The sequence below is a fragment of the uncultured Bacteroides sp. genome, from assembly GCF_902491285.1.
Lineage (GTDB): Bacteria > Bacteroidota > Bacteroidia > Bacteroidales > Bacteroidaceae > Bacteroides.
On the sequence record NZ_CABUHK010000038.1, the window covers coordinates 1 to 23073 of the forward strand.

Consider the following 23073-nt stretch of genomic DNA (forward strand, 5'->3'; position numbering starts at 1 on the left):
ATCATTTAGGTCGTACTGCTTCTCATAGAAGTGCTATGTTATCTAACATGGCTTGCTCTTTGATCAAGCACAAAAGAATCACTACGACTGTTGCAAAGGCGAAAGCTTTGAAGAAGTTTGTTGAGCCTTTGATTACCAAGTCTAAAGAAGACACTACGAACTCTCGTCGTGTTGTATTTAGCAATTTGCAAGATAAGATTGCGGTAACAGAATTGTTCAAGGAAATCTCTGTTAAGATTGCTGATCGTCCGGGTGGTTATACTCGTATCATCAAGACTGGTAACCGTTTGGGTGACAATGCTGAAATGTGCTTCATTGAGTTGGTTGACTACAATGAAAACATGGCAAAAGAAAAAGTTGCTAAGAAAGCTACTCGTACTCGTCGTTCTAAGAAGAATGTCGAAGCTGCTCCTGCTGCTGTTGAAGCACCTGCAACTGAAGCTCCGAAAGCTGAAGAACCAAAAGCAGAATCAGCAGAATAATTTAATAATTATTCTTATAGATATAAAAAAGGCTATTCCGAATGGGCTAGCCTTTTTTGTTGGGAGCTTGTTTGCTAATACTAAGATAAATTAAAAGATATCCCGAATGAACTTTTCATAAGTAGAATCTGTTATATTTGCAGAAGAATATGGCAAAATTTGTAAAGGTAATATTGTTTCTGTTGCTGACAGTTGCCCTTCACGGGATCGCAGGCAATGTTTTCACTGAAAAAACAGTGGGACAGGCAGAGAATGATATCACATATTCAGTAATACAACATGGGCAGATTAGTACTCCTGAGTTTCCTTGTTCGCCTGTAGCCGAATTGACAAATTTGCAAAGTCATCAAATATCTGTGACACGTATCCAGCGTGTGCAACTTGGTGAGTACTTCACTACATTGAAGAATCTGCTGCAATGCTGTGCTGAGCGTGATAATTCCCTTTCACAACATTTGGGGCGGATCTATGACACTACAACTTCCTATTATTGCCAGCCTTCGAGTGAATACTATGTATTTACTTTAAGGCATATCATTATTTAGCCGTTTATTTATTGGTATTATTTCTTTTATGATTACTAGTGTATATGTATGCTGGTTGTCTTTCTTATCTTTATATTTTTACTAATAAATTAAACTTTATATTATGGCAACTACTCAAGCTATTGATGCTACTATATTTGCATCTTCACATCCCGATATCGCTAAACGTACCAGTGTTTCCGGAGTTTTAATCTCTTCTGTAATGTTATTGGTCGGTATTTTGGCCTTTGGTTCTACCTTTGAGTTGGAAGACAAGTCTTCTACAATTAGTATGGCTTTAATGGTACTTGGAACAGGATTGTTCCTGATGGGTATTTTCCGTCTTTTCTGGAAATCCAAGGAAGTTGTGTATTTACCTACTGGAAGTGTAACTAAAGAACACTGCATATTCTTTGATTTGAAGCATATGGACTCTTTGACGAATCTAGTCAATTCTGGTTCATTTTCAGCCGGAACAGCTATTAAAAGCGCGTCAAGTGGTAATATACGTATGGACGTGATACTTTCTGAAGACAAGAAGTTCGCAGCCGTACAATTGTTCCAGTTTGTGCCTTATAATTATCAGCCGATAACATCTGTGCAATATTTTACAAATGATGGAGCTTCCGCTGTGGTAGCTTTTCTATCAAGATGTAAGCAGAATACGATATAAAATAGAACTTTAATTTTCATGCATAAGATGGGGGGAGTCGTCAACAACGGCTATCCCCATTTTTTTCATCAAGAAACAGGCATTCATATTTTGGGCGACTCCGTCTCTCATTTGGTAAGAAAAGGTAAGTTCGTTATTTGTTATATCTGCTTCGAAACAATAGTTCCGGATATTCTGCGGGAAGGAGTCTATTAAAGTCCCTAACAAAAGATCATGAGTAGCGATAATACCATTAGCGTTCATATTCATGAATTGCTTGATGAGAGCGAAAGAACCTTTTTGCTTATCCATGGAGTTCGTCCCTTTCAGAATCTCGTCGAGGATAATAAAAAGCTCTTCCCTTGCTTCCAGTTTATCTATGATTAGTTTTAACCGTTTCAGTTCGGCAAAGAAATAAGATTCGTTATCGGTCAATGAATCACTGGTGCGGAGACTGGTGACGAGGCGTGCCGGATATATCTCCATTCGGTCAGCCCAAACGGGGGCGCCTATGCATGCTAAGAGATAATTCACACCTACTGTACGTAAGTAAGTACTTTTACCTGCCATATTTGCTCCGGTGATAATAATGAAGAAAGGACGTTTGTCGATATCTATTCCATTGCGTACGCATTTGTTACGCCCCATTAAAGGGTGACCGAGCGCTTTGGCTTGCAGATGGAAAGACTGTGAGGAAATCTCAGGATAAATATATCCGGGATGATTGTATGCGAATGTAGCTAGGGAACAGTAAGCATCTATTTCCCCAATCGTCTCTATCCAGCGTGGAAGATTGCCGGCATGTATTTCTTTCCATTGTTCAATTCTCATTACTTGACGTAGTTCCCAAAATATAAGACCGTTGAGTATGCTGCTTATCAGCAGATTATTCCGTTGGTCAAGAGCATTCATTAATTTGGAAAGCTGCCGGACTGCCTGAGAAGCAGTTTGATTTTGATTGGTAAGTTTCGTCTTTAATTGTTTCAATACAAGACTTTGCATTTCTTTTTTCTCCGTAAGAAGAATCTGATCGGCATATGTGGAGAGAATTTGCAGCTTTTCACCATAGGTCGTTTGCAGTTTGGTGATTCCTTTGGAAAAGATAGAACTGAATATTACAAAGCTTATAAATGCACCACCGGCAACGCTGGCAGGTAAAATGTTCCCAAAAGCAAGGCTTATACATATGAGATTGATGATACTTACTATTGTCGGGATGATACGTAATAATGTATGTTTCCGGTAATAACTCGGACTGTCGGCCCATTCTTTGATTTCAGCAGTATCAGCAGGATTTCCTTTATACAATAATCCAAGCAAACGGATTTGCTGTCGGTATTCCAGTTCTGTTGACAATTCGCGAATAGCTTCTTGACGTTGCTTGATAGCTTCCTTAGCTTCCAAATGGGTATTGAACCAGTTGGCGAGATGCTGTTTGCCGACAGGCGTTGACGTCCGATTAATATATTGGAAGAGAGAACGTTCTCCAAATATGTCCAGATCGAATGTATAGAGATGTCCGGGATCAATATACTCCTCACCAGCATCAAAATCAGAGAAATCATATTGAATGGCTTTCAATTCCTGTTCATTGATTACTATTTTCTTCTTTAGAAAATCCTTCCGTTGAAACCAAAAATTGTGGCGTTTTACCAGCCAAATAAATAAGATAAAAGGTAGGGCAGCAAATACAGAAATATACAGCCATCCGTCAGACCAAAAGACGATGGCACCAGCTATGGCACCAACGAATAAAATCAATCGCAAAAGACTGATATAATAGATACGTTTCCGGGCATCTTGTAATGCCAATTCTGCTTCTTGAATGACTTGTTGATATATAGCAATAATCTGTTCCAGTTTTTCCATGATAAATTCAATACTTTTTCGCAAAGGTAATATAATTCGTAACGGTCAAGATAAGAGCTTGTTTTAGTCGGGAGCAAATTTACCGTTTATTAACGGGTGACGATTGAAATATAGATTCAGCAATAATCATTCGTATATCTCTTCTGATAATGTATGTAGAGTAAGAGTAACGGGGGCAGGAAAGTAAATGTTGGTATCCTGTTCCTTTTTTCGATCTTTTTGTATTTCTCCTTGCATTTCTCCGCTAAAATTTATAACTTTCCACACTAAAATGAGTTTAGGCAGGAAAGAAGGGTGGTCTATGAAGAAAGGATGTATCTTATTGTTGTTGATGAGCGTGGTTAGCTTTCCGTTAATTGCGCAGAATATTATTTATTCCAACTTAAAAGAGTTGCTTGCTCAGGATGGCGATACCGTTGCTGTGTTGCGGGTAGAAAAGCGTTCCCGGAATCAGATAGTGCTGTCAGGCGGGGCCGATTATCGGATAACGGCAGGTAGTGATGAGTCTATGGGGAGACGGTTGAAAAAACGCTGTTTTGCCGTGCGTGATGAAAAAGGAAATTTATATTTGAATTGTCGTAAGTTGCGATATAAAAAGCTGCGTTTTGGAGCTTGGTATGCTCCGGCTGTTCAATTGGATAAGAAAATCTATTTCTGTGCCATGCCTTTAGGTTCCGTTGTCGGTGGAAATTTCGTAGAAGAAGATGATGTTAAGTTGGGTGGAAATATCGGTGATGCCATTGCAGCTTCAAGTTTGGTCACAAAACGCGTCTGCTATGAATTGAATACAGAGACAGGAAAGGTTGAATTTCTAGACAAAAACAAGATGCTTGGATTATTGAAAAAATATCCCGAACTGAAACAAGCCTATTTAAAAGATGCTAGTCCGGAAGCGAAACATACTTTTAAATATTTGCTGGAATTGCAGGATAAACAGGAATAATAACTTTCTGATAATAAAATCTTTGTTTTTCTTGCCTTTTATCTCCTTTTTTTCTATCTTGCGAAGAGTTATACGACGGTGTTACTTACAGTTTGTAATCCTTAATCTGTTTTATTATGAAAATAACTCTTGGCAACACGCTCCCATCTTATCCGGGGTTTGTAGAAGGTATCCGGAGAGCTCCCGACCGTGGTTATACACTTACCCCGGCTCAGACAGTTACAGCATTGAAAAACGCATTGCGTTATATCCCCTCTGAATGGCATGAACAATTAGCTGCTGAATTTATGGAGGAACTGCGTACTCGAGGCCGGATTTATGGATACCGCTTTCGTCCTGAAGGTGATTTGAAAGCAAAGCCGATAGACGAGTATCGCGGTCGTTGCCTGGAAGGTAAAGCCTTTCAGGTGATGATTGATAATAATCTCAGTTTTGATATAGCTCTATATCCTTACGAACTTGTCACATATGGTGAAACCGGACAAGTCTGCCAGAACTGGATGCAATATCGCCTGATAAAACAATATTTGGAAGAACTGACTCAAGAACAAACTCTGGTGATTGAATCCGGTCATCCCTTAGGACTTTTTCATTCCCGTCCTGACGCCCCCCGTGTTATTATAACCAACTCTATGATGATAGGCCAATTCGACAATCAGCACGATTGGCATATTGCTGCCCAAATGGGAGTTGCCAATTACGGTCAGATGACAGCTGGCGGTTGGATGTATATCGGTCCTCAGGGAATTGTTCATGGTACATTCAATACATTACTCAATGCCGGGCGCTTGAAACTCGGCATACCGCAAGATAAAGATTTGCGGGGACATCTGTTTGTATCTTCCGGTTTGGGTGGAATGAGCGGAGCCCAACCTAAAGCCGCAGAGATAGCCGGAGCAGCTTCCATTATTGCCGAAGTAGATAGTTCCCGTATCGAAACACGCTATCGTCAGGGATGGGTGGCACATATCACGGAGGACGTGGCAGAAGCCTATCGGATGGCAAACGAAGCGATGCAACGTTGCGAACCCTGTTCAATAGCCTATCACGGAAATGTAGTCGATCTGCTCGAATACGCCGAACAGAGAAATATCCTCATCGAACTATTATCTGATCAAACTTCTTGCCATGCCGTATACGAAGGCGGTTATTGTCCTGTCGGACTGACTTTTGAAGAACGTACGCAACTTCTTCATGAGTCTCCCGAACAATTCCGGCAGTTGGTAGATGCATCTCTGTATCGTCATTTTGAAGTTATTAAAAAGCTGGTAGCTCGGGGAACCTATTTCTTCGATTATGGAAACTCCTTTATGAAAGCGATCTATGATGCCGGAGTAAAAGAAATATCTCGCAACGGTGTGGATGAGAAAGATGGTTTCATTTGGCCGAGCTATGTGGAAGACATTATGGGACCTCAACTCTTTGATTACGGTTACGGTCCTTTTCGTTGGGTTTGCCTGAGTGGGAAACATGAAGATCTGATAAAAACAGACCATGCAGCCATGGAATGTATCGATGTCAATCGGCGTGGACAGGATTTAGATAATTATAATTGGATACGAGATGCGGAAAAGAACCAACTGGTAGTAGGAACTCAGGCACGTATCCTTTATCAGGATGCTGTGGGAAGGATGAATATCGCACTCCGTTTCAATGAAATGGTTCGCCGTGGAGAAGTAGGTCCCATCATGTTAGGTCGGGATCACCATGATGTGAGTGGAACAGATTCTCCTTTCCGGGAAACATCGAATATAAAAGATGGAAGCAATGTGATGGCGGATATGGCTGTGCAGTGCTTTGCCGGCAACTGTGCCCGTGGAATGAGCCTTGTAGCTTTGCACAATGGCGGTGGAGTCGGTATTGGAAAAGCGATCAACGGTGGCTTTGGTATGGTATGTGATGGCAGTGAGCGAGTAGATGAAATACTCCGTTCCGCCATGCTTTGGGATGTAATGGGGGGAGTAGCACGCCGTTCCTGGGCTCGCAATCCGCATGCGATAGAAACTAGTGAATCATTTAACGAATCTCATGCCGGAGACTATCAAATAACCATGCCATATCTGGCAGATGAAGAATTAATAGAGAAAGTTGTCGCGCAAAATGCGATTCTTTGAGATGTAACCATAAGATAGATATTTATTATGAGCTGGAACAAAATCATTGAATGTGTCCCCAATTTTAGTGAAGGGCGTGATTTGGAGAAAATTGATAAAATAGTAGCTTCTTTCCGTGGAAAAGCAGGCGTAAAACTACTTGATTATAGTAACGATGAGGATCATAACCGTTTGGTCGTCACTCTTGTCGGCGAACCTGAAGCTTTGCGTGACGCAGTGGTCGAAGCTGTTGGCGTTGCCGTCCGTCTGATAGACCTGAATCATCATAGCGGGCAACACCCCCGTATGGGAGCAGTGGACGTTGTCCCTTTCATCCCGATTAAAAACACTACGATGGAAGAAGCAATCACCCTGTCGAAAGAAGTTGCTGCCCGTGTAGCCGAGTTATACAACCTTCCTGTCTTCCTGTATGAAAAGTCTGCCACTGCACCGCACCGGGAGAATCTGGCTGCCGTTCGCAAAGGCGAATTTGAAGGAATGGCTGAGAAAATAAAACTTCCCGAATGGCAACCGGATTTCGGTCCCGCCGAACGTCATCCCACCGCGGGAACCGTAGCCATCGGAGCCCGTATGCCGCTTGTCGCTTATAACATCAATTTGAGCACGGATAATCTTGAAATAGCTACTAAGATAGCCAAGAATATCCGCCATATCAATGGCGGGTTCCGCTATGTCAAAGCGATGGGAGTGGAGTTGAAAGAGCGGAACATAACTCAGGTATCCATCAATATGACCGACTACACCCGTACCGCACTCTATCGTGTCTTCGAATTAGTCCGTATCGAAGCTCGCCGCTATGGTGTCACGATTGTCGGCAGTGAGATAATCGGTCTTGTTCCGATGGAAGCCCTGATCGACACAGCTTCCTACTACCTCGGACTGGAAAACTTCTCGATGCAACAAGTCTTGGAAGCGCGCATCATGGAATAACTAAAAGTAACTATATGAGTGAAAACCTGATTATATTCAATGCCCGTATTGTCACCCCTATCGGCTTTTCTGCCCGTAGAGGTGAAGAGATGTCGCAATTGCAAATCATAGAAAACGGGACTGTGGAAGTAACCAAAGGAATCATCACCTATGTCGGTGAAAACCGTGGTGAAGACCGCGATGGCTACTATCAGAACTACTGGCATTACAACGCTCGCGGCCATTGTCTGCTACCCGGCTTTGTCGATTCCCATACCCATTTCGTATTCGGCGGAGAACGTTCCGAAGAATTCTCATGGCGTCTGAAAGGTGAAAGCTATATGTCCATTATGGAACGTGGCGGCGGTATTGCCAGTACCGTCAAAGCAACGCGGGAAATGAATTTCTTGAGACTTCGTTCGGCGGCCGAAACATTTCTGAAAAAGATGAGCACGATGGGAGTGACTACAGTAGAGGGAAAAAGTGGCTATGGTCTGGACCGTGAAACCGAACTGTTACAACTCAAAATAATGCGTAGCCTGAATAATGACGAGCATAAACGTGTCGACATCGTTTCCACTTTCCTTGGAGCCCATGCTCTTCCAAAAGAATATAAAGGAAGAAGTGATGCCTATATCGACTTTCTGATTCACGAAATGCTTCCTGTCGTCCGTGCAAACGCACTCGCCGAATGTTGTGATGTCTTTTGTGAACAAGGCGTTTTCTCCATCGAACAATCCCGTCGCCTACTCCAAGCTGCCAAAGACCAAGGTTTTCTGCTGAAACTTCATGCAGACGAAATAGTTTCTTTCGGTGGAGCAGAATTAGCCGCCGAATTGGGAGCTTTATCCGCTGACCATCTGTTGCACGCTTCCGATGCCGGTATTCGTGCAATGGCTGATACTGGCGTAGTGGCCACTCTGTTACCTTTGACAGCTTTTGCCCTAAAAGAACCTTATGCACGTGGACGTGAAATGATTGATGCCGGCTGTGCCGTAGCTCTTGCTACCGACCTGAATCCGGGCAGTTGCTTCTCCGGCTCCATCCCTTTAACCATCGCCCTTGCATGCATCTACATGAAACTGAGTGTGGAAGAAACCATCACTGCCCTGACCTTGAACGGTGCTGCTGCCCTTCAGCGAGCCGACTGTATCGGCAGTATTGAAGTCGGCAAACAAGGCGATTTTGTTGTCCTGAATTCCGGAGACTATCACATCCTGCCTTACTATATAGGAATGAACAGCGTAATAATGACTATAAAAGGTGGTATGTTATATCCTGCCAATTAATAACTAACTAAAAAATAGAATACCATGTTAGCAGATTTAACCGTAAAAGATTTCTTAGATAAAGTGGCTGGCAGTGACCCTGTGCCCGGTGGTGGTAGTATTGCTGCGTTAAGTGGTGCATTAGCTTCCGCCCTTTCCACAATGGTAACTAGGTTGACCGTAGGTAAGAAAGGCTATGAAATCAGCGAAGAACTAATGCAGCACGCACAAACAATCACTCTCCGCCTGTTAGGCGAATTTATCGCACTTATCGATAAAGACTCCGAAGCCTACAATGCAGTATTTGCTTGCTTCAAACTTCCCAAAACAACCGATGAAGAAAAAGCCGTCCGAAGTGCTGCTATTCAGGAAGCAACCAAACAAGCTGCTCTCATCCCTTTGGAAGTAGCCCGGAAAGCCCTTGATATGATGGCAATTATCGCTGATGTAGCCCGTTTCGGCAATCGAAATGCCGTTACCGATGCCTGCGTAGCCATGATGTCCGCTCGTTCTGCCGTTTTAGGTGCTTTGTTGAATGTTCGTATCAACCTCGGTTCGCTCAAAGACCGGGAATTTGTCATCCAACTGCAAGCTGAAGCCGATAAGATAGAGCAGGCTGCTTGTCAGAAAGAAAAAGAAATACTGGATGCCGTTAATCAAGATTTGCGCGTATGAGTAAGAATGTATACCATGTCGGTTCCGGTGAATTAACCTTCGAAATCATCGAACGGATTATTAACGAGAACTTAAAACTGGAATTAGCTCCCGAAGCCAAGCTACGTATTCAGAAATGCCGTGACTACCTTGATTGTAAGATAGCTTCTTCCGAAGAGCCCCTGTATGGCATAACAACAGGTTTCGGTTCTTTATGTACCAAGAACATCTCTTCCGGCGAGCTGGGTACACTCCAAGAAAACCTGATAAAGAGTCATGCTTGCAGCGTAGGCGAAGAAATCCGCCCGGTCATTATCAAACTGATGTTGTTGTTGAAAGCTCACGCCCTCTCTCTCGGACATAGTGGCGTACAAGTTATCACAGTACAGCGTATTCTCGATTTCTTCAATAATGACGTCATGCCTATCGTTTATGACCGCGGTTCTCTCGGAGCATCCGGAGATCTCGCCCCGCTGGCTAATCTCTTCCTTCCCCTGATTGGTGTCGGTGATGTCTATTATAAAGGAAAGAAATGTGAGGCTATCAGCGTTCTCGACGAATTTGGTTGGGAACCTGTCAAACTGATGAGTAAAGAAGGGCTTGCATTGCTGAACGGCACACAATTCATGAGTGCCAACGGTGTATTCGCCATGCTCAAAGCTTTCCGCATCTCGAAGAAAGCCGACCTCATCGCCGCCCTTTCCCTCGAAGCTTTTGACGGCCGGATCGACCCGTTTATGGACTGTATCCAACAAATCCGCCCCCATCAGGGACAGATTGAGACAGGCGAAGCTTTCCGTAAACTACTGGCCGGCAGTGAACTTATCGAACGTCATAAAGAACATGTGCAGGATCCTTATTCTTTCCGGTGCATCCCTCAGGTGCATGGCGCCACGAAAGATGCGATTCGTTACGTTGCTTCTGTCCTGTTGACAGAAATCAACTCTGTCACAGACAATCCCACCATCTTTCCTGACGAAGACCGGATTATCTCAGGCGGAAACTTCCATGGGCAACCGCTTGCCATCTCTTATGATTTTCTTGCTATTGCTTTGGCCGAACTGGGAAACATCTCCGAGCGCCGCGTCTCCCAACTGATAATGGGACTTCGCGGACTGCCTGAATTTCTGGTAGCCAATCCCGGCCTGAACTCCGGTTTCATGATTCCGCAATATGCCGCCGCTTCGATGGTCAGCCAGAATAAAATGTACTGTTATGCCGCATCAAGCGATTCCATTGTCTCTTCCAACGGACAGGAAGATCACGTGAGTATGGGCGCCAATGCCGCCACCAAACTCTATAAAATAATGGATAACCTTGAACATATTCTTGCCATTGAACTGATGAACGCTGCACAAGGTATCGACTTCCGTCGTCCGCTGAAAACGTCTCCCGTTCTGGAGCGTTTCCTTCATGCTTACAGGAAAGAAGTGCCCTTTGTGAAAGATGACATTGTGATGTACAAGGAGATACATAAAACAGTTGCCTTCCTGAAAAGGAATCAAATAGAATATTAACCATAAACCCATCCCTTTTTCTATTTTCGTTAATATGGGCGACTGTTATTGCCGGGTAAGCGTCGATTTTTATCGGCGTTTATCCGGCATTTATCGGTCAGAACCCTTCTGATAGCGATAAAACTTTACTCCATATTCTTTTACTTCCTACCTTTGCCGTGTATTTGTTCCATATTACCTCTTAACACTTGTTTTCATATGAGTCCATTGAATGATAATAATTCTCAAATGGACTATAAATACGTGGAAACTTAATTTGTTAATTGAGTTTTCTATTTATCTTTGTTCCGTTTTTCCTCTGTAAATGAAGATAAAACGAAAACTGCATTAAAACAATAAAGAAGAACGAACGATGACAGAGCATGGAAAAGACGCTTCCCAAAGAGCAGAATTAAGAGAACGAATCGTGGTGACGGCAATGGAAGCTTTCAGAACGAAAGGTATCAGGAGTATTACAATGGACGATATTGCGGCAGCATTAGGTATATCCAAACGTACGCTCTACGAAGTCTTTGCGGATAAGGAGTCGTTGTTGAGAGAATGCATATTGAAGGCACAGGCAGACAGAGACAGGTATTTGCAGCAGGTATATGAGGAATCGCACAATGTGCTGGAAGTGATACTTGCAGTGTTTCAGAAAAGCATTGAAGTGTTTCATCAGACGAATAAACGTTTTTTTGAGGACATCAAGAAATATCCGAAGGTATACGAGATAATGAGAGCCCGGCAGGACAGTGATTCGGTGAAAACAATGTCCTTCTTTAAGGTGGGGGTAGACCAGGGTATTTTTCGTTCAGATGTGAATTTTGCTATTGTCAATATGTTGGTACGTGAGCAGTTTGACGTATTGCTGAATACCGATGTTTGCAATGAATATCCTTTTATAGAAGTGTACGAGTCTATTATGTTTACCTATATTCGTGGCATTTCTACAGAGAAAGGAGCAAAGGTATTAGAAGATTTTATACAAGAATATCGTAAGAACCGCATGGGCGAAAAGCAAGAGTGAGGTTCTGTTGACAAACAATTAAAGATTTAATTAGAAACCAGTTTATGAACAAAATGAAAAGACCGACAGGTAAGAAGATTCTTCTGATGGCTGTAGTGTTCTGTGCGTTTGGCTTTGCAAAAGCTCAGGAGACTCAGGTGGCGGGGAATACGCTGACCTTAACCTTAGACAAAGCCTTGGAAATTGCCTTGGATGAGAATCCGACAATGAAAGTGGCGGCAGAAGAGATTGCTTTGAAGAAAGTAGCCGGTAAGGAAGCATGGCAAAGTCTGTTGCCCGAAGCCAGCATCGCCGGCTCTGTGGATCATACAATCAAGGCAGCCGAAATGAAATTGAATGATATGTCGTTCAAGATGGGACAGGACGGTACGAACACCGCCAATGCCGGATTGAGCATAAATCTGCCTTTGTTTGTGCCGGGTGTGTACCGTGCCATGTCAATGACAAAGACAGATATCGAACTTGCAGTAGAGAAGTCGCGCGCTTCCAAACTGGATTTGGTGAATCAGGTAAGTAAAGCCTACTATCAGTTGATGCTTGCACAAGACAGTTACGAAGTACTTCAAGGCAGTTACAAACTGGCAGAAGACAATTATAATGTTGTCAATGCCAAGTATCAGCAGGGGACTGTGAGCGAATATGATAAAATCAGTGCGGAAGTGCAGATGCGCAGCATCAAACCGAACCTGATTTCGGCAGCCAACGCAGTGACTTTGGCTAAGTTGCAGCTCAAAGTGTTGATGGGCATTACTGCCGATGTGGAGATTAAGATTAATGATAGTCTGACTAATTACGAGATGGTTATGTTTGCCAACCAATTGAAGGAAGAGAACGTAAATCTGAACAACAATACCACTATGAAACAGTTGGACTTGAACATGAAGTTATTAGAGAAGAACGTCAAGTCTTTGAAAACAAACTTTATGCCGACTCTTTCGATGAGTTTCTCCTACAACTATCAATCCTTGTATAATCCGAATATCAACTTCTTCGATTATAATTGGAGCAACAGTTCGAGCCTGATGTTCAATCTCAGCATTCCTTTGTATAAGGCAAGCAACTTTACGAAAGTAAAATCCGCCCGTATTCAGATGCGCCAGCTTGATTGGAACCGTATCGATACGGAAAGACAGTTGAATATGCAGATTGTCAGTTGCCGTAACAATATGGCTGCTAACACAGAGCAGGTAGTCAGCAATAAAGAAAATATAATGCAGGCTAAGAAAGCGGTGGTGATTGCCGAAAAACGTTATGATGTAGGTAAAGGTACGGTGCTTGAACTCAACAGTTCTCAAGTGGCACTGACGCAAGCCCAACTCACTTACAATCAGTCAATATATGATTATCTGGTTGCTAAGGCAGACCTCGACCAGATTTTAGGAAAAGAATAAAGATAGACAACTAAAAAATTACAACTAAGGAATATGAAAAAAGGTATCCAATTAGTAGCCCTGCTGTTAGCTGTGTTTATGGGCTCATGTACAGGTGGAAAAGACAAAGCTACTGTGGAACACGTGGACGCGAAACCCATCGTGAAACTGGCAGAGGTAAAAGCTCGTCCCGTAGAGCAGATACAAGATTATACGGCAACGGTAGAAGCAGAAGTGAAAAACAATATCGCTCCTTCATCTCCCGTACGTATCGACAAGATCTTTGTAGAGGTGGGCGACCGCGTATCCAAAGGACAGAAATTAGTGCAGATGGATGCAGCTAACCTGAATCAGACAAAGTTGCAACTGGATAATCAGAGAATCGAATTTAACCGTATCGACGAACTTTATAAAGTGGGCGGTGCATCCAAATCAGAATGGGATGCTTCAAAGATGCAACTTGACGTGACAGAGACAGCTTATAAGAATCTGTTGGAGAACACTTCTTTGCTGAGCCCGATTAGTGGTGTAATTACTGCGCGCAACTATGATAACGGTGATATGTACAGTGGGGGAGAGCCGGTATTGGTCGTAGAACAAATTACTCCGGTGAAACTCCTTATCAATGTATCCGAAACCTACTTTACAAAAGTGAAGAAAGGTGCGCCGGTAGACGTGAAACTGGATGTATATGGTGATGAAGTATTCACAGGAACCATTAATCTGGTTTATCCTACGATAGACGCTGCTACCCGTACATTCCAGGTAGAAATCAGACTGGACAACAGAGACCAGCGCGTACGTCCTGGAATGTTTGCCCGTGTAACGTTGAACTTCGGTACGGCCGACAACGTGGTTGTTCCCGATCTGGCTATCGTGAAACAGGCAGGTTCCGGTGACCGTTATGTATTCGTTTATAAAGATGGCAAAGTATCTTATAATAAAGTAGAGTTAGGTAGACGTATGGGTGCGGAGTACGAGTTGAAATCCGGTGTACCCGATAATTCTCAGGTTGTAGTTGCCGGCCAGTCACGTTTGGTGAACGGTATGGAAGTGGAAGTTGAGAAATAAGTTTATAATGTGATATAAAACCTATTAAACATGAGTTTATACGAAGGTGCGGTTAAGAAACCGATTATGACCTCGCTCTGCTTCCTCGCAGTAGTGATCTTTGGTCTTTTCTCTTTGTCCAAATTGCCTATCGACTTGTATCCGGACATTGATACAAATACGATTATGGTAATGACCGCTTATCCCGGTGCAAGTGCTTCGGATATAGAAAATAATGTGACTCGCCCGCTCGAAAATACCTTGAATGCGGTGAGTAACTTGAAACATATTACCTCTCGTTCTTCCGAGAATATGTCTTTGATTACGTTGGAGTTCGAGTTTGGTAATGATATTGACGTCCTCACCAATGATGTGCGTGATAAACTCGACATGGTAAGCTCGCAGCTTCCGGATGATGTCGAGAATCCGATTATCTTCAAGTTCAGTACGGACATGATTCCTATCGTGTTGCTTTCCGTGCAGGCTAATGAGAGTCAGTCCGCTCTTTATAAAATATTGGACGACCGCGTGGTTAACCCGCTGGCACGTATTCCGGGAGTAGGAACCGTGTCTATCAGTGGTGCGCCGCAGCGTGAGATTCAGGTGTATTGTGACCCGAACAAACTGGAAGCATACCACTTGACTATCGAAACAATCAGTTCTATTATTGGTGCCGAGAACAAGAATATTCCCGGCGGTAACTTCGATATTGGTAGTGAAACCTACGCGTTGCGTGTAGAAGGAGAGTTTAAAGATTCCCGTCAGTTGGCAGATGTTGTGGTGGGTACAAACAATGGGGCAAACGTCTTTTTGCGGGACGTAGCCCGAATTGTCGATACCGTAGAAGAACGCGCACAGGAAACCTATAATAATGGTGTGCAAGGTGCTATGATTGTTGTTCAGAAACAGTCGGGAGCCAATTCGGTGGAAATCTCCAAGAAGGTGGCGGATGCCTTGCCGAGACTTCAGAAGAACTTGCCGAGTGATGTGAAAATCGGTGTTATCGTTGATACGTCCGATAATATTTTGAATACGATCGACAGTTTGACCGAAACCGTGGCATATGCCTTGTTGTTCGTTGTGATAGTCGTGTTCCTCTTCTTGGGACGCTGGCGTGCGACGCTGATTATCTGTATCACCATTCCACTTTCGTTGATTGCTTCATTCATTTACCTGGCAATCAGTGGAAATACGATTAATATCATCTCGCTTTCGTCTCTTTCTATCGCTATCGGTATGGTGGTGGATGATGCGATTGTGGTACTCGAAAACGTTACGACACATATCGAGCGCGGTTCCGACCCGAAACAGGCGGCTGTGCATGGTACGAATGAGGTGGCTATTTCCGTGATCGCTTCTACGCTGACCATGATTGCCGTATTCTTCCCGCTGACGATGGTGAGTGGTATGTCCGGTGTGCTTTTCAAACAGTTGGGTTGGATGATGTGTGCCATCATGTTTATTTCTACGGTCGCTGCGCTGTCATTGACACCGATGCTCTGTTCCCAGTTGCTTCGTTTGCAGAAGAAACCGTCGAAGATGTTCAAACTCTTCTTTACTCCGATTGAGAAAGTACTGGACGGGCTCGATGCCGGGTATGCGAAGATGCTGAATTGGGCGGTACGTCATCGTCCGGTTGTCATCGTGGGATGTATCGCTTTCTTTATTATCAGTTTGCTGTGCGCGAAAGGCATCGGTACGGAATTCTTCCCGGCACAGGATAATGCACGTATTGCCGTGCAACTTGAGTTGCCGATTGGTACACGTAAAGAGATAGCGCAGGAACTTTCGGAAAAACTGACCAATCAATGGTTGACGAAGTATAAGGACATTATGAAAGTCTGTAACTACACAGTAGGTCAGGCCGACTCGGATAATACATGGGCTTCCATGCAGGACAACGGTTCTCATATTATCTCATTCAATATCAGCTTGGTAGACCCGGGCGACCGTAATATCAGTCTGGAAAAGGTCTGTGATGAGATGCGTGAAGATTTGAAAGCCTATCCGGAATTCAGCAAGGCACAGGTAATCCTCGGAGGTAGTAACACAGGTATGTCCGCTCAGGCGAGCGCTGACTTTGAGGTTTACGGATACGATATGACCATGACCGATAGCGTGGCAGCCCGTCTGAAACGCGAACTGCTGAAAGTGAAAGGAGTAACCGAGGTCAATATCAGCCGTAGCGATTACCAACCGGAATATCAAGTCGACTTCGACCGTGAGAAACTGGCTATGCACGGACTGAACCTGTCGACAGCCGGTAATTATTTGCGCAACCGTATCAACGGTGCAGTCGCTTCCAAATACCGTGAAGACGGAGACGAGTATGATATCAAGGTGCGCTATGCTCCCGAGTACCGTACAAGTCTGGAAAGTTTGGAGAATATCCTTATCTACAATGCCCAGGGACAGGCTGTCCGTGTGAAAGATGTCGGAAAAGTAGTCGAACGTTTCGCGCCGCCTACCATTGAGCGTAAAGACCGTGAACGTATCGTGACCGTTTCTGCCGTTATCTCCGGCGCCCCGTTGGGCGACGTGGTAGCTGCCGGTAACAAGGTCATTGACAAGATGGATCTTCCGGGCGAAGTAACCATTCAGATTTCCGGTTCGTACGAAGACCAGCAGGATTCGTTCCGTGATTTGGGAACACTCGGTATCTTGATTGTTATCCTTGTATTCATCGTAATGGCGGCGCAGTTCGAGTCATTGACCTATCCGTTCATTATCATGTTCTCCCTGCCGTTTGCATTTAGTGGTGTATTGATGGCACTGTTCTTCACGGGCAGCACATTGAGCGTCATGAGTTTGCTGGGAGGTATCATGTTGATTGGTATTGTGGTGAAGAACGGTATTGTGCTTATCGACTACATCACCCTTTGTCGTGAGCGTGGACTGGCAGTCATCAACTCTGTGGTGACATCCGGCAAGAGCCGTCTCCGTCCGGTATTGATGACCACGGCTACCACCGTTCTCGGTATGATTCCGATGGCTATCGGTGGCGGACAGGGTTCTGAGATGTGGAGTCCGATGGCGATTGCCGTAATTGGTGGTCTGACGGTATCTACCGTGTTGACATTGATTCTGATTCCTACCTTGTACTGTGTATTTGCGGGAACAGGTATCAAGAACCGCCGTCGTAAACTTCGCCATCAACGCGAACTGGACGTTTATTTTCAGGAGAATAAAAGCACCATTATTAAGAAATAACAGAAAAGAAATATGAAATCAGTATTGATCACATTCGACCAGGCTTATTACGAACGAATCATGGCGTTGCTCGACCGTTTGGGTTGCCGTGGTTTCACATACCTTGAAAAGGTACAGGGACGTGGCTCGAAGACGGGTACTCCGCATTTCGGCAGTCATGCCTGGCCAAGTATGTGTTCGGCTATCATCACTGTAGTCGAAGACCATAAAGTAGATCCGTTGCTTGACACCCTGCATCGGATGGACATGGAAACGGAACAATTAGGCTTGCGCGCATTTGTGTGGAACATTGAGCGAACCATTTGATGACCGGTCTGCCGGATAAATAAACGGAAAGGAGAATCTAATAAATAATGTAGATTCTCCTTTCTTTTTATGGCTTTTATCTATCTTTGCGGTCGTTTTGGGATTTAGGAACATTATGGAGATTATAAAGAATTATTTGAAATATTCGTTGTGGTTTGTGCTGGTTGTGTTTGCAGCCCTGTTGGGGCTGCACTGGCTTCCGGTCATCATCATTGACGGGCACACGATGAGGCGTGTAGACCTTTTAAGTGACCTTCGTTATCCGGACACGGACGCAGCCGTAGCGGATTCGGACAGCATTCCTCTGCCACCCGTAGTAAAGCCGGTTTTTGTAGATACTTGCCGTGCAGGTATGACCTGTATTGAAGATTACAGCGACTCCACCCGTCGTGGCATGGCTCCTTTTTATGAAGCTCTCGACCGTCTCTCTTCCGGGGCTTCCGGCTCCGATGACCGCTTGGTACGTATTGCCGTATTCGGCGACTCCTTTATTGAAGCGGATATTTTTACCGCCGACCTGCGCGAAATGCTTCAGAAACGATTTGGTGGTTGTGGAGTAGGTTTTGTCACCATCACTTCCATGACAAGCGGTTATCGTCCTACGGTACGGCATCAGTTCGGCGGATGGGCGAGCCACGCAGTGACGGACAGTGTCTACTTCGACAGGAAAAAACAAGGCATCTCCGGTCATTATTTCGTTCCCCGGAATGGAGCTTATGTGGAGTTACGCGGACAGAGCAAATACGCTTCGCTGCTTGATACCTGCCAGCGTGCTTCTATCTTCTTTTATAATAAAGATTCCGTTCATCTCTCTGCCCGTGTGAACAAAGGAGACAACAGAAATTATGCACTGGCACCTTCCGGCGGTTTACAGGAAATTCAAGTAAACGGACGTATCGGCTCCATCCGCTGGACGGTAAACCGTACTGACTCCACGCTTTTCTATGGTCTGGCAATGGATGGAAAGCAAGGTATCATTCTCGATAACTTCTCGTTGCGTGGCAGTTCCGGGCTTTCCCTGCGTGGCATTCCGCAACAAATGCTGAAAGAGTTTAATCGCCAGCGCCCCTACGACTTGATAATTCTTGAATACGGTCTGAACGTCGCTACCGAACGCGGACGTAACTACGATAACTATCAAAAAGGACTGCTGACAGCTATCGAACATCTGAAAACGTGTTTCCCCCAAGCCGGAATCCTGCTGTTGAGTGTCGGCGACCGTGACTATAAGAACGAGAACGGCGACTTTCGCACCATGCCGGGCGTCAAGAACCTGATTCGTTATCAACAGAATATTGCCGCCGAAAGCGGTATCGCTTTTTGGAATATGTTCGAAGCAATGGGCGGCGAGGGCAGTATGGCGAAACTGGTTCATGCCAAACCGTCTATGGCAAACTACGACTATACGCATATAAACTTCCGGGGTGGCAAACATCTGGCAGGGCTGCTTTATGAGACATTGATATACGGTAAGAAACAATATGACAGGAGAAGAGATTATGAGAAAGAATAACCTACTGTCTGTCTTTATGCTTATGCTGGCAGGAATTCTTATTGTTCCTTGTTCTCTTTCAAAGATAACAGCACAAGACCGTATCCCTGCCTGCCCGCCATTAGGCAAGACTTTAAAAAAAATCAAACCTTTGCGGGAAATGACCTGGACAAACGATACCATTTCCGCGCAAGTCTCTTTCCCGACAGTTTTCCGCGAAACCGGACGAAATGAGATTATCGACAGTATAGGTTTGTTGTCTCCCGTTTTTGAACATCTCCGCCAGGTGCGTGCCGGATTGTCCGAAGATACGGTTCGTATCGTTCATATCGGTGACAGCCATGTGCGCGGGCATATCTATCCGCAGACTACCGGAGCCCGTCTGGCCGAGACTTTCGGTGCTGTCTCTTATATTGATAAAGGAGTGAACGGAGCTACCTGTCTCACTTTTACCCATCCTGACCGTATTGCCGAAATCGTGGCCTTGAAACCCGAAATGCTGATTCTTTCTTTCGGAACGAATGAAAGTCATAACCGGCGTTATAATATCAATGTGCATTACAACCAAATGGATGAACTTGTCAAGCTTCTGCGCGACAGTCTCCCCAATGTACCTGTTCTTCTCACTACTCCGCCGGGTTCGTATGAAAGTTTCCGGCAAAGAAAGCGCAGGCGTACTTATGCCATTAATCCCCGTACGGTGACAGCCGCAGAAACGATCCGTCGCTATGCAAGGAATAACCGCCTGCTGGTGTGGGATATGTATGATGTAGTCGGTGGCAAACGCCGTGCCTGCACCAACTGGACGGAAGCCAAGCTGATGCGTCCCGATCATGTGCATTATTTACCCGAAGGATACATCCTTCAGGGGAATTTATTATACCAGGCCTTAATCAAAGCATATAACGATTATGTTTCCCATTGATATAGATTTCAGTAGACTAAAAGAGGTATTTACCTACGACCCGCAAGCGCCGATGATATTCAGCAGTGGTATCTTTCTTTGGCTGTTTGCTGCTTTTATGGTAGTGTACGTGTTGTTGCAACATAAATATACCGCCCGTATCTTGTTTGTCACCCTTTTTTCCTATTATTTCTACTATAAGAGTAGTGGCACTTACTTTTTTCTGCTTGCCATAGTCACTGTTGCCGACTTTTTTCTTGCACAACTTATGGCTCGTACCGGGGGACATTGGAAACGTAAAGGATTGGTAACTTTGAGTCTGGGGATTAATCTGGGACTTCTTGCGTATTTTAAATACACCAATTTCCTGGGCGGAGTCATTGCATCGCTGATGGGAGGGGAGTTTACGGCACTCGACATCTTTCTGCCTGTCGGCATCTCTTTCTTTACTTTCCAATCATTGAGTTATACCATCGATGTCTACCGGAAAGATATAAAACCACTGACCAACCTGCTGGACTATGCTTTCTATGTATCTTTCTTTCCGCAGTTGGTTGCAGGGCCTATCGTTCGTGCACGCGACTTTATCCCGCAGATACGGAAACCCCTCTTTGTCTCGCAGGAGATGTTCGGGCGAGGCATCTTCCTGATTTTCTCCGGCTTGTTCAAGAAAGCGATTATTTCCGATTATATCAGCGTCAACTTTGTAGAACGTATCTTCGATAATCCTACTCTCTATTCGGGAGTCGAGAATCTGATGGGACTTTATGGGTATGCTTTGCAGATTTACTGCGACTTCTCAGGATATAGTGACATGGCTATCGGTATTGCTCTGCTGTTGGGTTTCCATTTCAATCTGAATTTCAATTCTCCTTATAAGTCCGCTTCCATAACCGAATTCTGGCGGCGTTGGCATATTTCTCTCTCCAGTTGGCTGAAAGATTATCTGTATATATCCTTAGGCGGAAACCGGAAAGGGAAGTTTCGTCAATACATGAATCTGATAATCACCATGTTTTTAGGCGGATTATGGCACGGGGCATCCTGGAATTTCGTACTTTGGGGGACATTCCACGGTATCGCTTTGGCATTGCACAAAATGTGGATGACAATCACTGGTCGCAGGAAAGGCGAGGAAAGTCACGGCTGGCGTCGTATATTCGGTGTAATCATCACTTTCCATTTCGTATGCTTCTGTTGGATATTCTTCCGTAACGCAGATTTCCAAAACTCGATGGATATGCTGAAACAGATATTCACCACTTTTCGCCCTCAACTATTTCCTCAATTGCTGGAAGGTTACTGGAAGGTCTTTGCATTGATGCTGCTCGGCTTCCTGCTTCATTTTGCACCCGATAGTTGGGAAAATGCGGTATGCCGGGGCGTTATTCGTATGCCGTTTGTAGGAAAAGCGCTGATGATGGTCGTTTTGATTTATGTAGTCATTCAAATGAAGAGTTCGGAGATTCAGCCGTTCATTTACTTCCAGTTCTAAAGTTTCTTTCATGCAGGCTGATCATTTGCTCCATTGACGGGGATTTTAGTTTCCGGTTGCTTGGAACAAAAAGTTTCATATGCGTTTGAAACTAATAGTTTCACACCGAGAAACCAACTGTTTCACACCGAGAAACTAATCGTTTCACACCGAGAAACAAATAGTTTCAAGGCATGAAACAAAAACTTCCTCTAGATGAGTGGATTGGTTAATGTAGGACAACGAGCCATTTCATTGATTAGTTGGGATATTGTTTGGCATATTTTTCCTTTCTTTGTAAGAGGAAATATAAATCGTTAATCATATGGATAATTCATTCACCTATCAACCGGCACCCGACCGTTATGAACGGATGCAGTATAAATATTGCGGCAAGAGCGGATTGCAGTTACCTCTTATCTCTTTGGGATTGTGGCACAATTTCGGCAGTGTGGACGATTTTAGTGTGTCGACTGAGATGATAAAGTATGCTTTCGACCACGGCATCACTCATTTTGATTTGGCAAATAACTACGGTCCTGTTCCCGGAAGTGCGGAAACAAACTTCGGACGGATTCTGAAAGAGAATTTCCAGGGTTATCGGGATGAGATGATCATCTCATCCAAAGCCGGGCATGAAATGTGGGCGGGTCCTTATGGTGGCAATAGTTCCCGTAAAAATCTGATGGCAAGTATTGACCAAAGTCTCCGTCGCACGGGGTTGGAGTATTTTGATATCTTTTATAGCCATCGTTATGACGGAGTAACTCCGGTAGAAGAAACTATCCGGACATTGATTGATATTGTAAAGCAAGGCAAAGCTCTTTATATCGGAATATCCAAATATCCACCCGAACAAGCGCGCGTTGCCTACGAAATGATGGCGGACCCAGGTGTGCCTTGTCTTATCAGCCAGTATCGTTATAGTATGTTCGACCGTGCAGTAGAGGCTGAAACCCTTCCATTGGCTGCCGAATTTGGTTCCGGTTTTATCGCCTTTTCACCTTTGGCGCAAGGCTTGCTGACTGATAAATACTTAAACGGCATTCCGGAAGGCTCACGGGCTGCACGCTCTTCCGGTTTCCTTCAACGTTCGCAAGTAACTCCTGAAAAGATAGAAGTTGTCCGGCAGTTGAATGAAATCGCTCGTCGTCGTGGTCAGACATTGGCAGAAATGGCATTGGCGTGGGTGCTGAAAGATGAACGGATGACTTCGGTGATTGTGGGTGCAAGCTCTGTCAATCAGTTGGCGGACAATCTGAAAGCATTGGAACATTTGGAGTTTACAGCAGAGGAGTTGAAGGAGATAGAACGGATCTTGTAACA

19 protein-coding genes are annotated in these 23073 nt (G+C 44.4%); 18 read left to right on the forward strand and 1 reads right to left on the reverse strand.

Annotated features, from left to right (window positions below):
* From rplQ to RDN93_RS11400, 3 genes are all read left to right on the forward strand, one after another.
* On the forward strand, positions 1-482 hold a 482-nt coding region (gene rplQ, locus RDN93_RS11390), incomplete at its 5' end, for a 50S ribosomal protein L17 (protein WP_308745645.1).
* A 149-nt stretch (positions 483-631) separates the two neighbouring features.
* On the forward strand, positions 632-1027 hold the full coding sequence (locus RDN93_RS11395; protein WP_308745646.1) for a hypothetical protein: 396 nt from the start codon (positions 632-634) through the stop codon (positions 1025-1027).
* Positions 1028-1130: 103 nt separating this feature from the next.
* A complete protein-coding gene (locus RDN93_RS11400; protein WP_308745647.1) occupies positions 1131-1679 on the forward strand; it encodes a hypothetical protein in 549 nt (182 codons plus the stop codon).
* Between the two features lie 9 nt (positions 1680-1688).
* Here the strand turns inward: RDN93_RS11400 and RDN93_RS11405 are convergent, their stop codons facing one another.
* Positions 1689-3527, reverse strand: a complete 1839-nt coding sequence (locus RDN93_RS11405; protein WP_308745648.1) for a hypothetical protein — start codon at positions 3525-3527, stop codon at positions 1689-1691.
* A 301-nt stretch (positions 3528-3828) separates the two neighbouring features.
* Here RDN93_RS11405 and RDN93_RS11410 point away from each other — a divergent pair, with 301 nt between their 5' ends.
* The 15 genes from RDN93_RS11410 to RDN93_RS11480 all read left to right on the forward strand — a co-directional run bounded on the left by RDN93_RS11410 (position 3829) and on the right by RDN93_RS11480 (position 23071).
* Positions 3829-4470 (forward strand): DUF6563 family protein, encoded by a 642-nt coding sequence (locus RDN93_RS11410; RefSeq protein ID WP_308745649.1) that lies wholly within the window; start codon positions 3829-3831, stop codon positions 4468-4470.
* Positions 4471-4586: 116 nt separating this feature from the next.
* Complete coding sequence (locus RDN93_RS11415; protein WP_308745650.1) at positions 4587-6584, forward strand: urocanate hydratase; 1998 nt, start codon at positions 4587-4589, stop codon at positions 6582-6584.
* A 27-nt stretch (positions 6585-6611) separates the two neighbouring features.
* On the forward strand, positions 6612-7514 hold the full coding sequence (gene ftcD / locus RDN93_RS11420; RefSeq protein WP_308745651.1) for a glutamate formimidoyltransferase: 903 nt from the start codon (positions 6612-6614) through the stop codon (positions 7512-7514).
* Between the two features lie 14 nt (positions 7515-7528).
* Entirely contained in the window at positions 7529-8782 is a 1254-nt protein-coding gene (gene hutI / locus RDN93_RS11425) for an imidazolonepropionase (RefSeq protein WP_308745652.1), read from the forward strand.
* A gap of 24 nt (positions 8783-8806) precedes the next feature.
* Positions 8807-9436, forward strand: coding sequence for a cyclodeaminase/cyclohydrolase family protein (locus RDN93_RS11430; RefSeq protein ID WP_308745653.1), 630 nt, complete (start codon positions 8807-8809; stop codon positions 9434-9436).
* On the forward strand, positions 9433-10932 hold the full coding sequence (gene hutH / locus RDN93_RS11435) for a histidine ammonia-lyase (protein ID WP_308745654.1): 1500 nt from the start codon (positions 9433-9435) through the stop codon (positions 10930-10932). Before RDN93_RS11430 ends, hutH begins: the two co-directional genes overlap by 4 nt.
* Positions 10933-11284: 352 nt before the next feature.
* Entirely contained in the window at positions 11285-11941 is a 657-nt protein-coding gene (locus RDN93_RS11440; RefSeq protein WP_308745655.1) for a TetR/AcrR family transcriptional regulator, read from the forward strand.
* A 44-nt stretch (positions 11942-11985) separates the two neighbouring features.
* The gene (locus RDN93_RS11445; protein ID WP_308745656.1) at positions 11986-13332 is read left to right on the forward strand and encodes a TolC family protein; all 1347 of its coding nucleotides are present in this window, start codon (positions 11986-11988) and stop codon (positions 13330-13332) included.
* A gap of 33 nt (positions 13333-13365) precedes the next feature.
* The gene (locus RDN93_RS11450) at positions 13366-14382 is read left to right on the forward strand and encodes an efflux RND transporter periplasmic adaptor subunit (RefSeq protein WP_308745657.1); all 1017 of its coding nucleotides are present in this window, start codon (positions 13366-13368) and stop codon (positions 14380-14382) included.
* Between the two features lie 30 nt (positions 14383-14412).
* Positions 14413-17571, forward strand: a complete 3159-nt coding sequence (locus RDN93_RS11455) for an efflux RND transporter permease subunit (protein WP_308745658.1) — start codon at positions 14413-14415, stop codon at positions 17569-17571.
* A 12-nt stretch (positions 17572-17583) separates the two neighbouring features.
* Entirely contained in the window at positions 17584-17877 is a 294-nt protein-coding gene (locus RDN93_RS11460; RefSeq protein WP_308745659.1) for a PG0541 family transporter-associated protein, read from the forward strand.
* A gap of 115 nt (positions 17878-17992) precedes the next feature.
* Positions 17993-19390: an SGNH/GDSL hydrolase family protein gene (locus tag RDN93_RS11465; RefSeq protein WP_308745660.1), complete on the forward strand. Its 1398-nt coding sequence runs from the start codon at positions 17993-17995 to the stop codon at positions 19388-19390.
* Positions 19377-20294: an SGNH/GDSL hydrolase family protein gene (locus RDN93_RS11470; protein ID WP_308745661.1), complete on the forward strand. Its 918-nt coding sequence runs from the start codon at positions 19377-19379 to the stop codon at positions 20292-20294. The genes RDN93_RS11465 and RDN93_RS11470 overlap by 14 nt, the downstream gene beginning before the upstream one ends.
* Positions 20281-21768, forward strand: coding sequence for an MBOAT family protein (locus RDN93_RS11475; RefSeq protein ID WP_308745662.1), 1488 nt, complete (start codon positions 20281-20283; stop codon positions 21766-21768). Before RDN93_RS11470 ends, RDN93_RS11475 begins: the two co-directional genes overlap by 14 nt.
* 304 nt (positions 21769-22072) lie before the next feature.
* On the forward strand, positions 22073-23071 hold the full coding sequence (locus RDN93_RS11480) for an aldo/keto reductase (RefSeq protein WP_308745663.1): 999 nt from the start codon (positions 22073-22075) through the stop codon (positions 23069-23071).
* Positions 23072-23073: the final 2 nt, after the last annotated feature.